Here is a 12,072-nt window from a genome sequence, read left to right as displayed (position 1 = left end):
TCTCGTTCCCCAGGGGGTCGGGTCGTGCTGACGCTGCGGAGTGTGACGGTACATCCCGCCCCCGTGTCAAACGGGAAAAGCCCGCAACGGCCACTCGAACGGTAACCCGACTACCGCCATTCCTGCCGCCCGGAGTGCCGACCAGGTCTTTCCGGCTTATCCGGAGGGTGACCTCCCAGTTACCGGAACCGGTGTGCTCACGCGCGCGTGAAACACCACATCCCGAGTACCAGCGCACCCGTTCCGGCGACGCTCGCGAGGGCCGCCGATGCGACGCGGTTCACACCGTGGGCGACTGGCTCGCCGTGCCGCACCCGGACCGTGGTCCAGGCCAGCAGTCCGCCTCCGAACAGGGCGAACACCGTCCCCACGAAGATCGCCGGTCCGCTTTCCATGTGATCGTCCTTCCGCCCCCGGGTGCTCCGGATCGGGAGGCTGGCACGCCCCGGAAGCGCCCGTGCGAACCCACGGTGAACGCGGGGCGTCCGGCATCCCATGGCCCGCTCAGACGGTGCCGGGCGTCGGTATCTTTCCGCTCGTCTTTTTTTCGTCGGCGCGGCCCACGGTGCACACGATGATCGTGAACCCGTCGTTCCAGTCCTCCTCGTCGCCGAGCCATCCGTAGATCTTGAGCTCCGGACCCGGCGCCCAACTCGACTCGAATTTGTTGCTGCAGAGCTTTCCGCCGTTGTCGATTCCCTTCTTGTACTCCATGTCCTCCGGCGCGGTGACGAATCCGAGGACCTGGTCGGTGTGGGGCCGGGCACAGTCCGTGAGGAGGGACGAGAACTTGTCGTCCTCCTTGTCGACGTACGTCCAGCAGTCGCCCACGGCCATCTGCGCGGCGTACAGGTCCATGTCCTGGTCCCGGAAGCGCGCCAGTTCGCCCCCGATGGGGACATGCCTGCCGAGTACGAGACATGCCGTACCGCCGTCCGCCACGGTGAAGCCCGCCTTCGTCGGCACGAGGGCGTAGGAGCCCGCGTCAGGCAGGGCGGTGGCCACGGGCCGGGTCTGCCGCTCGCAGCGGGTCGCACCGGCGGCGCGGGCGTCGGCGTAGTCGCCGGCCGTGTCGACGGCCACGACCTGGCCGTCCGGCCAGTCCTCGGCGCAGTCCACCACGCCCAGGTTCGGCACCGACTCGAACGGCGTGCCCGACCAGACCGCCTTCACGCAGTCGCCGGCCTGCAACGGGTCGGTGAGGCCCGCCTCTTCGCCGTACGGGTACACCGGCCCCGTCGGCTGCGGCGTCGTCGGCGAGCTCGCCGTGGAGGACGGGCCTTGCTTCGCCACGCCCCCCTTCTTCTCACCGTCGCCGCCGCTCAACGAAACGGCCGCCCAGGCACTTCCGGCGATCACGAGAACGACGGCCACGACGAGGGCGATCACGACGGCCGGCTTCTTGCGGCCGGGTCGGGCGGCGGGCGGCGTGACGGGACCCCCGCCCAGGTAGGGATTGCCGGAACCGCCGTACGCGGACTGCTGGGCCGACAGGTTCCAGGCGGCGTACGGCGACGAGCCGCCGTGGCCGGGGCCCGGCGGACCGCCCGGAGTGGCGGGGCCGCCCGCCGCCGGGGTGTCGGATGCCGGGCCGGCCACAAGGAAGACCGGATCGCCCGACGTCGGCGGGGTGTTCGGCGTCGGCGGCACCCCCGGGGTCTGCGGGGTGTCCGGGGTACGTGGCACGCCCGGGGTGTTCGGCACGCTCGGGGTGTTCGGCGTCGGCCCTCCTGCCGAGGCCCCGTACGGTCCGCTCGCCGAGGCCCCGTACGACCCTCCCGCCGAGGCGCCGTACGGTCCGCTCGCGCGGTCCGCGTACGGGCCGCCCGGCCGGTCCGCGTACGGGCCGGCGGGGTGGCCGGGATACGCGCCGCCGTAGGACCCCGGCGCGGGCCCGAATTCGCCGGGCACCGGCCCCTGTTCGGGCGGCGCTCCCCACCCCGGAGACGCACCGGGCCCCGCGCCGGACGAGCCGCGCAGCACCCGCTCCAACCCTCGCCCGACCGTCTCCGGCGAAGACCTGCGCACGGGGTCCTTGACGAGCAATCCGTTGAGGACGGGGGTCAGTTCGCCGGCCCGGAGCGGCGGGGTGGGCTCCTCCGCGAACAAGGCCGTCAGCGTGGCGTACTCGCCGTGGCGGTCGAAAGGACCCCGGCCCTCGACCGCGGCGTAGAGCGTGGCGCCCAGGGAGAAGAGGTCGGCGGACGGGGTGGGCGGCTCGCCGCGGGCGCGCTCGGGAGCCAGGTATCCGGGTGTGCCGAGGATGCCGGCCGTGGCGGTGAGCCGCGGCTCGCGGGACTCCGGCTGGAGTGCGATCCCGTAGTCGGTGAGCAGCACGCGCGCGTGGGGGTCACCCGAAGCGTCGGGCGCCAGAAGGATGTTGGCCGGTTTCACATCCCTGTGCAGGATGCCGATCCGGTGTCCCGCGGTCAGCGCGTCGAGAACGGCGAGACCGACCCGGGCGGCCTGCGCGGGCGACAGGGGGCCCGCCCGCCGGACGACGGCCTGGAGGTCGACCGCGTCCGGCACGTACTCCATGACGATCCACGGCAGACCCTCGTGCACCACCACGTCGTGCACGGTGGCCACATGGGGATGCCCGCGCAGGCGCGCCGCGTGCCGGGCCTCGCTGCGCGCCCGCGCGATGCGCTGCGCGGGCTCGGCCGCGTCCACCGGGGCGTCCGGCAGCGCGATCTCCTTCATGGAGACCTCGCAGGCCAACTCCTCGTCGTACGCCAGCCATACGCGCCCCATGCCGCCCGCGCCGAGCGTCCGCAGCAGTCGATATCGGCCATTGATGACCCGGCCTGCACCCTGATCCGGCGTATCCCCCATCACGCCTCCCCCGAGACAGCGCGCCTCCCCCGAGGACGCGTGGAATCCGTCTCTTGAAGGTAGCCTCGCACGCGCCACCGACAGGAGCCCTTTTGCGGACCAATCCTGTCCAATCCCGTCAGAACGGGCACATGTGGCTCAGGGGTGCGAATGCGTCTCAGGAGCTACGCCTCCGCAGTCCCCGGCGGCGCGGGCGGCCGCCGGGGTGACGGGCTCTCACACGGCAGGCTCGAGGAATCCCTGCTCCACCAGCAGCCGGATCTGCGCGGGCGTCCGGTCGCGCAGCAACACCGGGTCCTCGCCGACCAATTGCGCGATGGCGTCGAGGATCCGGCCCGCGCTCAGCGTGCCGTCGCAGACGCCCGCGAAGCCCGCGCCGACCGTGTCCACCTTGGTGGCCCGGCGCATTCCCCGGTGCTGACGCAGCACCACGTGCTCCGGGTCCTCCGCGCCCGGCAGGCCGACCTGTTCCTGGACGACCTCCGCGACCAGCCTGAAGTGGCCCGCGAGCAGTGCCGCGTCGTCGTGGGCGCGCAGGAAGTCGACGCGGTCGAAGTGCGCCCGCACGGTCTCGCCGAGCGGCTGCTCGACGGGGTGCGGCCACTCCTCGACCGTGACCGAGGGGTCGGCGACCGACGTCCGGCGCAGCGTGATCCATCCGAATCCGACGGCCTTGACCTTGCGCGCCTCGAACTCGTCCAGCCATGCGTCGTACCGCGCCTGGTACTCGGCGGGATCGCCGCGGTGGTCGCCCGCGTCCCGCAGCCACAACTCGGCGTACTGCGTGACGTCCTGGACCTCGCGCTGCACGATCCACGCGTCGCAGCCGCGCGGCACCCAGGAGCGCAGCCGGTCCTGCCAGTCCTCGCCCTCGACGTGCTGCCAGTTGGCCAGGAACTGGGCGTAGCCCCCTTCGTTCAACCGGTCGCCCACCTGCTGAACGAGCGTGCGGCACAGGTCGTCCCCGCCCATACCGCCGTCCCGGTAGGTGAGCCGGGCGCCGGGGGAGATCACGAAGGGCGGGTTCGAGACGATCAGGTCGTACGTCTCGTCGCCGACCGGTTCGAAGAGGGAGCCCTCCCGCAGATCGGCCGCCGGGGCACCGGACAGCGCGAGCGTGAGCGCAGTGATGTGCAGCGCGCGGGGATTGAGGTCGGTGGCCGTCACACGCGTGGCGTGCTGCGCCGCGTGCAGGGCCTGGATCCCGGAACCGGTGCCGAGGTCGAGCGCGGAGGCGACCGGCATCCGGACGGTGATGCCGGCGAGGGTGGTGGAGGCCCCGCCGACGCCGAGCACGACGCCTTCGTCCCGGCTGCCGATGCCGCCCGCGCCGCCGACGGCGCACCCGAGGTCGGACACGATGAACCAGTCCTCGCCGCCGGGGCCGCCGTACGGGCGGACGTCCACGGTGGCGGCGATCTCGTCGGCGCCCACCCGGGTCAGCCAGCCGCTGTCCAGACACTCCTCGACCGGCAGCACATCCCTCACGCGCGCGTGCGGCACCGGCTGCTGGAGCAGGAAGAGGCGTACGAGCGTCTCCAGCGGCGTGTCCCCGCGGGTCGCCCGGAGCGCGGGGACGGTCTCGCTGCGCGCCAGCGCCGCGTACGCGGGGGCGCCGAGCAGGTCGAGCAGTCCGTCGGCGGTGAAGGAAGCGCCGAGCAGGGCGTCCCGCAACCGCGCGGCGACATCGACGCGGTCGGACGAGGGCAACGGTGACAGGCTGGTGTTACTCACGCCTCCCATTGTGTCCGCTCGCGCCGCCCGGCACGCACTCCTGTGGGCGGCCCCACGCCGACGGCTGTGGACGGTGCGCCGACGGCTGTGGACGGTGCCCGCCGACAGTTGTGCACGGTGCGCGGGCGACGACGGCGGCGGCGTACGGTGCCGACGGTCGCGGGCGGCCTACGGTGCCGAGACCACGGCGCCCTGAGGCGCCGACGACGCGGTCCCCGGCGCCGGCACCCTGGGCAGGGCGCCCCAGGCCTCCCCGACGGCCCCCCGGCCACCGACTCCCGGACCCATGCCGATGGCCCGGCACGCGCGCGTACCGGGCCATCTTTCGGTCAGTCGAACGATCGCCGTCCCGATCGTCGTCCGAGGTCAGCTCTTGGCGGCCGCCGTCGCGCCGCTGGACGCGGACTTGCAGCTCTGCTGCTGGGCCATCGCCTTGCCGACGTCGCCCTCCTCGAGCTTCTTCAGTGCGTCGTTGCCGCTCTGGCTCAGCTTGTTGAGCTGCGTCGCGATGTCCTTGAGGCCCTCGGCGAACTTGCCCTGGTCCTTGGTGTCGAGCTCGCCGACCTGCTTCTTCAGGTCGACGTACGCCGCGGAGAGGTCGTTGAGCTCCTTGACGGCGTTGGTCTGCTTGGTCTTGCCGTCGTCCACGTTCGGCGCGCCGGCCTTGTCGACCGCGTCGCTGATCGCCTTGTAGGCGTCGGCCATGTCCTGGAAGGCCTGCGAGTCCGTCTTCCTGACGTCCGCCGGTGCGCTGTTGTCCGAGGTCTCCTTCTGGATCGCGGCGTTGGCGGCCTCGATCTTCTTGGCCTGCGGCTGCACCGCGCCGCAGACCTGCTTGGCCCAGGCGTTCAGCTCGTCGTTCTCACCGTCGTCGCTGCTGCATCCGGACAGCGCCAGTATCAGTACCGCACCGCCGGACAGCGCGGCCGTGAGCTTCTTGTTCACCGGATTGGTCCCTTCCATGGCCCTCGGCCCCGGAACATACACGCCATACGGCCGCCAACCCCAGTCCGAATGTCCGCCAAGAGGGTAAATGATGGCTTTTGCACCATGCGAGAGAAGGCTCACGACGAGGGCGCGAACACGCACAGGGCGGGCGGGCGGCGCGTACGACGCGCCGCCCGCCCGCCCTGTGACCCGCACCTGACCAGGCACGAGAGCGCATGCCTGTGCGGGTGGGACGCGGGAGCTACGAAACCACCGCGGGATCGGGCGACTTGCTCGACCGTTCCGCGTTGTCTTCGTCACCCACGGCGATTCCGCGCCGCTTGGAGATGTACACCGCGCCCACGATCACGAGGAGCGCGAGGACGGCGATGAGCACCCGTACCCCGACGTTCTTGTCGTCGCCGTACGAGAACTTGATGACCGCCGGGGCGATCAGCAGCGACACCAGGTTCATCACCTTCAGCAGCGGGTTGATCGCGGGGCCGGCAGTGTCCTTGAAGGGGTCGCCGACCGTGTCGCCGATCACTGTCGCGGCGTGGGCCTCGCTGCCCTTGCCGCCGTGGTGACCGTCCTCGACGAGCTTCTTCGCGTTGTCCCACGCTCCGCCGGAGTTGGCGAGGAAGACAGCCATCAGCGTGCCGGTGCCGATGGCGCCCGCGAGGAAGGAGCCGAGCGCGCCGACCCCGAGCGTGAACCCGATCGCGATCGGGGTGAGCACGGCGAGCAGGCCGGGCGTGGCCAGTTCGCGCAGCGCGTCCTTGGTGCAGATGTCGACGACGCGCCCGTACTCGGGCTTCTCTGAGTAGTCCATGATCCCGGGGTGCTCGCGGAACTGCCGCCGCACCTCGTACACCACGGATCCCGCCGACCGCGAGACCGCGTTGATCGCCAGTCCGGAGAAGAGGAAGACGACCGCGGCACCCGCGATGAGGCCCACCAGGTTGTTGGGCTGCGAGATGTCCATCATCAGGTTCATCGGAGCGCCGGCGCCGGAGACCTTCTCGCCCACGTCGTTCGCGGCCGAGACGATCGCGTCCCGGTACGAGCCGAAGAGGGCCGAGGCGGCCAGGACGGCGGTGGCGATGGCGATGCCCTTGGTGATGGCCTTCGTGGTGTTGCCGACGGCGTCCAGGTCGGTGAGGACCTGTGCGCCCGCGCCCTCGACGTCGCCGGACATCTCCGCGATGCCCTGCGCGTTGTCGGACACCGGACCGAAGGTGTCCATCGCGACGATGACACCGACCGTGGTGAGCAGACCGGTGCCGGCCAGGGCCACCGCGAAGAGGGCCAGCATGATCGACGTACCGCCGAGCAGGAAGGCCCCGTAGACGCCGAGGCCGATCAGCAGGGCGGTGTAGACGGCCGATTCGAGACCCACCGAGATACCGGCGAGGACGACGGTGGCCGGGCCGGTCAGCGACGTCTTGCCGATGTCCCGGACCGGGCGGCGGTTGGTCTCCGTGAAGTAGCCGGTCAGCTGCTGGATCAGCGCGGCCAGCACGATGCCGATCGCGACGGCGACGACCGCGAGGATCCGCGGGTCTCCGTCCTTGGCCTTGATCGCCGCGTCGGTGACGCCATCCAGGTCGGCGTACTTCGCCGGGAGGTAGGCGTAGACGGCCACGGCCACCAGTGCCAGCGAGATCACCGCGGAGATGAAGAAGCCGCGGTTGATCGCGGACATGCCGCTGCGGTCGGACCGCCGGGGCGCGACCGCGAAGATGCCGATCATCGCCGTGATCACACCGATGGCGGGCACGATCAGCGGGAACGCGAGCCCGGAGTCGCCGAACGCCACCTTGCCGAGGATCAGCGCGGCGACGAGCGTGACGGCGTACGACTCGAAGAGGTCCGCCGCCATGCCCGCACAGTCTCCGACGTTGTCGCCCACGTTGTCGGCGATGGTCGCGGCATTGCGCGGGTCGTCCTCCGGAATGCCCTGCTCGACCTTGCCGACCAGGTCGGCGCCGACGTCGGCGGCCTTGGTGAAGATGCCGCCCCCGACACGCATGAACATGGCGATCAGCGCGGCGCCGAGACCGAAGCCCTCCAGGACCTTCGGCGCGTCGGCCGCGTACACCAGCACCACGCAGGAGGCGCCCAGCAGACCGAGCCCCACCGTGAACATGCCGACGACGCCGCCCGTGCGGAAAGCGATCTTCATGGCTTTGTGCGAGACGGCGGTGAGATCCTTTTCGGGCTCACCCTCCGCCGGGGTCGCTTCCCTTGCCGCGGCGGCCACGCGGACATTGCTCCGTACGGCGAGCCACATACCGATATAGCCGGTGGTCGCCGAGAACGCCGCGCCGATCAAGAAGAAGATCGATCGGCCGGCGCGCTGATTCCAGTCGTCCGCGGGTAGCAGCATGAGCAGGAAGAACACCATGACGGCGAATGCGCCGAGCGTGCGCATCTGCCGGCCCAGGTAGGCATTCGCGCCTTCCTGCACCGCCGCCGCGATCTCCTTCATGCTGTCGGTGCCCTCGCCCGCCGCGAGCACCTGGCGCACCAGGACTCCGGCGACCACGAGCGCTGCCAGCGCGACGGCGCCGATCACCATGACGATGAGCCGGTTGTCGTCTGTCAGTACTGCGGCTGCGAAGGTTGTGGGGTGGTCAAACTGATGAGGGGTAGAAAGCCCCGCCATTCGTCCTCCTTGACGCTTGGGCTGAGCTCAAGATGTGGACGGATTGTAGGTACCGGAACCTGATCAAAACAGTGCGCGGTAAACGGAATTGGCCTTCACATGCTCATCAGCAAATGATCGACGGGCGTCCATGGGACCCGAAAGAGGTAATGCCCTAAAAGCGTTGACTCTTGATCAAATAATCGCGCACGGGATCGTGAATTCATTCACGAAAAGGCGGGCGCGGGGCGGCGCATGCAAAAGGGCCCTGCTCAGCAGGGCCCTTCGGGGTGTTGCGCGTGCGGTCGAGGAGGTCTGCGCGCGGTCAGGAGGCGAGCGTGGCGGGCGGCGTGGTCGGCCAGCTCATCCTGATCAGTCCGCCGTTCTCCCCGGCGGAAACCTCCACGTCGTCGACGAGGCCGCTGATGACCGCGAGGCCCATCTCGTCCTCCTCGGCGTCCGCGTCGGCGTCGCCGGGGGCTGCGCCGGACGTCGCGACACCGTGCGGCGCATGCGGCGCCTCGTCACCGACCTCGATGGAGAACTGCTTCTCGTCCTCGATCAGCATCACCCGCACCGGCGCCGAGATACCGCTGCTCTGGTGCAGTCCGACGGCACGGGAACAGGCCTCGCCGACGGCGAGCCTGACCTCGTCGAGTACGGCCTCGTCCACCCCGGCCCTGCGCGCCACCGCTGCCGCCACCAGTCGGGCGGTCCTGACGTGCTCGGGCAGCGCGCTGAAGCGGAGTTCAACGGTGGCCATGCATCCCCCTCGGAACTACGGGCGTGCCATCGGGGGGCCGGGCCGCGGGCCCGGACCCCCGCTTCTGCGAACCCGGGCTCGCGACCCGGGGAGACCGGTGGTCAGTCGGTGGCGTTGACCGCCTCCTCCACCGAGGTGTGAATGGGGAACACCTTGGTGAGACCGGTAATACGGAAGATCTTGAGAATGCGCTCCTGGTTGCAGACCAGGCGCAGCGAGCCCTCGTGGGCCCGGACACGCTTCAGGCCGCCCACCAGGACGCCGAGGCCGGTGGAGTCGAGGAAGTCCACGCCCTCCATGTCGACGACGAGGTGGAAACTGCCGTCGTTCACCAGCTCGACCAGCTGCTCGCGCAGCTTGGGCGCGGTATATACATCGATTTCGCCGCCGACCTCGACGACCGTACGGTCGCCGTTAGGGCCGGACACATTGCGAGTCGACAGGGACAGGTCCACGGATCCTCCAGCACCTTGCTATCGAGCGGTCGCCCCATGGGACACCTCGGCAGAGCCCCCGGGACGGTTCGCCAGCCGCGATGGCATTCAATCACTTACCGGCAGGCGTGCACGACGCCTTAGGCCCATTGTCCGTCACGCCAGTGACACACTCGGTGCCGATGGCCAAGAATCACCGATCCGATCGATCCTCGACGGACACCGCTTCCCGCCCCTCGCCGGGCACGGTCCTGGACCGGCTCGCCTCGGGGCCGAGCCGGGCTTCGCGCATCACTCATACGGAGCACTTGCCCCCGCGCGAGGGTCGCCATGCCGTCTGGCCCGACCGGATCCGTTCGGAGGTCGTCGCCGCGGTGCAGTCCGCGGGGATCGAACACCCCTGGGCCCATCAGGCACGGGCCGCCGAGCACGCCCTGGACGGCGAGTCGGTGATCGTCGCCACCGGCACGGCCTCGGGCAAGTCCCTGGCCTACCTCGCGCCCGTCCTGACGGCCCTGCTGGACGGCTCCGAAGCCCCCAACGGCCGTGGCGCCACCGCGCTGTACCTGGCACCGACGAAAGCCCTCGCCGCCGACCAGTGCCGATCCGTGAAGGAACTTTCACAAAGTTTGGGCACTGCCGTACGCCCAGCCGTGTACGACGGGGACACTCCCGTCGAGGAACGCGAGTGGGTGCGCCAGTACGCGAACTACGTCCTGACCAACCCCGACATGCTCCACCGCGGGATATTGCCCTCCCACCCCCGCTGGTCCTCCTTCCTGCGCGCCCTGCGCTACGTCGTCATCGACGAGTGCCACACCTACCGCGGAGTCTTCGGCTCCCACGTCGCCCAGGTGCTGCGCCGTCTGCGCCGCCTGTGCGCCCGCTACGGCGCCTCTCCCGTCTTCCTGCTGGCCTCCGCCACCGCCGCCGAGCCGTCGGTCGCCGCGGGCCGGCTGACGGGCCTGCCCGTCGTCGAGGTCGCGGACGACGCCTCCCCCCGCGGTGAACTGGTCTTCGCCCTGTGGGAGCCCCCGCTCACCGAGCTGCACGGCGAGAAGGGCGCACCGGTCCGCCGGACGGCCACGGCCGAGACCGCCGACCTGCTGACCGACCTGACCGTGCAGGGCGTGCGCTCGGTCGCCTTCGTACGGTCCCGGCGCGGCGCCGAGCTGATCTCGGTGATCGCCCAGGAACGCCTCGCCGAGGTCGACCGCTCCCTCGCCCGGCGTGTCGCGGCCTACCGCGGCGGCTACCTGCCCGAGGAACGCCGCGCCCTCGAACGCGCCCTGCACTCCGGCGAGCTCCTCGGGCTCGCCGCCACCACCGCCCTGGAACTCGGCGTCGACGTCTCCGGTCTCGACGCCGTCGTCATCGCCGGCTACCCCGGCACCCGCGCGTCGCTGTGGCAGCAGGCGGGCCGGGCCGGACGCTCCGGCCAGGGCGCGCTGGCCGTGCTGGTCGCCCGCGACGACCCGCTGGACACGTTCCTCGTCCACCATCCCGAGGCGCTGTTCGACCAGCCGGTGGAATCCACCGTTCTCGATCCGGACAACCCGTACGTCCTCGCCCCGCACCTGTGCGCCGCCGCCGCCGAGATCCCCCTCACGGAGGACGACCTCGACCTGTTCGGGCCCGCCGCGGCGGACCTGCTGCCACAGCTGGAGGCCGCGAAACTGCTCCGCCGGCGCACGAAGGCCTGGCACTGGACCCGAAGGGAGCGGGCCGCGGACCTGACCGACATCCGCGGCGAGGGCGGCAGCCCGGTCCAGATCGTCGAGGCCGGCACGGGACGGCTGCTGGGCACGGTCGACGCCGGCGCCGCCCACACGACGGTCCACGAGGGCGCGGTCCACCTGCACCAGGGCCGTACGTACCTGGTGCGCACGCTGGACCTGGACGACTCCGTGGCCCTGGTCGAGGAGGCCAACCCGCCGTACTCGACAGTCGCCCGCGACACCACCTCCATCTCCGTCCTGGAGACCGACGTCGAAATCCCCTGGGGCGAGGGCCGGTTGTGCTACGGCTCCGTCGAAGTGACCAACCAGGTCGTCTCCTTCCTCAGACGGCGAGTCATCACCGGTGAAGTGCTCGGCGAGTCGAAACTCGACCTCCCTCCCCGCACGCTCCGCACGCGCGCGGTCTGGTGGACGGTCACCGAGGACCAGCTGGACGCGGCCCGCATCAACCCGGAGATCCTCGGCGGCGCCCTGCACGCCGCCGAGCACGCGTCGATCGGCATGCTGCCGCTCTTCGCGACCTGCGACCGCTGGGACATCGGCGGTGTCTCCGTCCCCCTCCACCCGGACACGCTCCTGCCCACGGTCTTCGTGTACGACGGCCATCCCGGCGGCGCGGGATTCGCGGAGCGCGCCTTCCACACGGCCCGCGCCTGGCTCGACGCCACCCGGCAGGCCATCGCGTCCTGCGAGTGCGACGCCGGCTGCCCGTCCTGCATCCAGTCCCCCAAGTGCGGCAACGGCAACGACCCCTTGCACAAGAGAGGTGCCGTACGCCTCCTCACGGAGCTGCTGCGGGCGGCACCGGAGAGCTGATCACCGGCATACGACTGGCGGGCCACTGCGGGCTGGGCGGCCACCGGCCGCCGACGGGCGACGGGCCACCGCAGGCCCGGCGGCCACCGGCCACCGATCGGCGACGGGCCACCGCAGGCCAGGCGGCCACCAACCACCGACCACCGACCACCGACCACCGACCACCGACCACCGACC

8 protein-coding genes are annotated in these 12,072 nt (G+C 71.0%); 1 reads left to right on the top strand and 7 read right to left on the bottom strand.

Features of this window, described 5'->3' with window-relative positions; all coding sequences use genetic code 11:
- Window positions 1-197: 197 nt before the first annotated feature.
- The 7 genes from ACSYGO_RS25695 to bldG all read right to left on the bottom strand — a co-directional run bounded on the left by ACSYGO_RS25695 (window position 198) and on the right by bldG (window position 9,361).
- On the bottom strand, window positions 198-395 hold the full coding sequence (locus ACSYGO_RS25695; RefSeq protein ID WP_426681870.1) for a hypothetical protein: 198 nt from the start codon (window positions 393-395) through the stop codon (window positions 198-200).
- A gap of 109 nt (window positions 396-504) precedes the next feature.
- Entirely contained in the window at window positions 505-2,835 is a 2,331-nt protein-coding gene (locus ACSYGO_RS25690; RefSeq protein WP_432175032.1) for a serine/threonine-protein kinase, read from the bottom strand.
- Window positions 2,836-3,051: 216 nt separating this feature from the next.
- Window positions 3,052-4,569, bottom strand: coding sequence for a DUF7059 domain-containing protein (locus ACSYGO_RS25685; RefSeq protein WP_435228493.1), 1,518 nt, complete (start codon window positions 4,567-4,569; stop codon window positions 3,052-3,054).
- Between the two features lie 366 nt (window positions 4,570-4,935).
- Window positions 4,936-5,532 (bottom strand): small secreted protein, encoded by a 597-nt coding sequence (locus ACSYGO_RS25680; protein ID WP_426681867.1) that lies wholly within the window; start codon window positions 5,530-5,532, stop codon window positions 4,936-4,938.
- A gap of 226 nt (window positions 5,533-5,758) precedes the next feature.
- Window positions 5,759-8,164: a sodium-translocating pyrophosphatase gene (locus ACSYGO_RS25675; protein ID WP_460387763.1), complete on the bottom strand. Its 2,406-nt coding sequence runs from the start codon at window positions 8,162-8,164 to the stop codon at window positions 5,759-5,761.
- A 304-nt stretch (window positions 8,165-8,468) separates the two neighbouring features.
- Window positions 8,469-8,906, bottom strand: coding sequence for an ATP-binding protein (locus ACSYGO_RS25670; protein WP_432176081.1), 438 nt, complete (start codon window positions 8,904-8,906; stop codon window positions 8,469-8,471).
- Window positions 8,907-9,007: 101 nt separating this feature from the next.
- Entirely contained in the window at window positions 9,008-9,361 is a 354-nt protein-coding gene (gene bldG / locus ACSYGO_RS25665; RefSeq protein ID WP_028799135.1) for an anti-sigma factor antagonist BldG, read from the bottom strand.
- A gap of 80 nt (window positions 9,362-9,441) precedes the next feature.
- On the opposite strand from bldG, the gene ACSYGO_RS25660 reads away from it, so the two are divergent.
- Window positions 9,442-11,895 carry a DEAD/DEAH box helicase gene (locus ACSYGO_RS25660; protein WP_432176082.1) on the top strand — a complete coding sequence of 818 codons (2,454 nt, stop codon included), beginning with the start codon at window positions 9,442-9,444 and terminating at the stop codon, window positions 11,893-11,895.
- The last annotated feature ends 177 nt before the right edge of the window (window positions 11,896-12,072 follow it).

This window comes from Streptomyces krungchingensis, assembly GCF_054729265.1.
This window is presented reverse-complemented; position numbering and strand designations above follow the sequence as displayed.